Annotated in this window: 1 protein-coding gene; it reads left to right on the plus strand. The window is 71.4% G+C overall.

What is annotated here, in order from left to right; genetic code table 11:
* The first annotated feature begins 43 nt into the window (after positions 1-43).
* A complete protein-coding gene (locus C1I95_RS34090) occupies positions 44-967 on the plus strand; it encodes a hypothetical protein (protein ID WP_111220230.1) in 924 nt (307 codons plus the stop codon).
* Positions 968-1039: the final 72 nt, after the last annotated feature.

A 1039-nucleotide genomic window follows, 5' to 3' on the forward strand; every position in this document is an offset into this window, starting at 1 on the left:
CTCCTGTCCCCACCCCGCCCGTATCCGCTCCCGAGGAGCCGTCATGACCACCGAATGGACCGTCGTCGCCGCCGCCGGACAGTTCACCCTGGACGCCCGGAACGCCGGAGAGCTGACCTTCACCGTCTCCAACCCGGGCCTGGCGCCGGACACGGTGGTGTTCGACGTGGCGCCCGGCGAGGGCACGCAGCGGTCGTGGTTCACCGTCACCGAGCCGCAGCGGGTGGTGCCCGGGCAGGGCTCGGTGTCCTTTCTGGTACGCCTGGCCGTGCCGCCGGGCACGCCGCCGCGCCGCTACGACATGACCGGGTTCGCGTACTCGGCGAACACCGCGCCGGAGGAGAGCTCCCGCTCCAGCGGACGGGTCACCTACGAGGTGCAGGCGGTGGCGCCGCCGAAGCGTACGCCGTGGCCGTGGATCGCCGCAGCGGCGGCGCTGGTGCTGGTGGTCTCGGCGGTGGTGGTGTTCCTGGTGACCCGGGGCGACGACCCGCCGCCGGTGCCGCAGGTGGTGACCATCGAGGCGGAGACCCTGGTGACCGGGGCCCGGGTCGACTCGCCGGCCGGTTCCGGTGCGACGGTGGTGGTCCAGCAGAACTGCTGCGAGGTGACCTGGTCGCAGGACGCCCAGCTGTTCTTCCTCGGCCGGGCGATCAACGACCGGGTGACCGTGACGGTGGACCTGCCCACCGAGGCGACCTGGCAGTTCTCCGCCGTGCTGACCACCGCACCCGACTACGCCAACATCGTCTTCCTGATCGACGGCCGGCAGGTCGGTGACCCGTTCATCGGCTACACCGCCAAGGTGCAGATCACCGACTGGGTCGACGTGGCCCGGGTGCCGCTCCGCGCGGGGCCGCACCAACTCACCGTTGTCGCGATCGGCAAGACGCAGAGCACCGACCGCTATTTCGCCGGCGTCGACACCATCCGCTTCACCGAGGTTCCGCCGGACGACAAACGATGAGCGGGCAGCAGAAGGCGCTGCTGGCCGCTCTCGGCGCGCTGGTGGTGGTGCTGTTCGTGGTGGCGGTGGGGG

It is taken from the genome of Micromonospora craterilacus, assembly GCF_003236315.1.
GTDB lineage: Bacteria > Actinomycetota > Actinomycetes > Mycobacteriales > Micromonosporaceae > Micromonospora > Micromonospora craterilacus.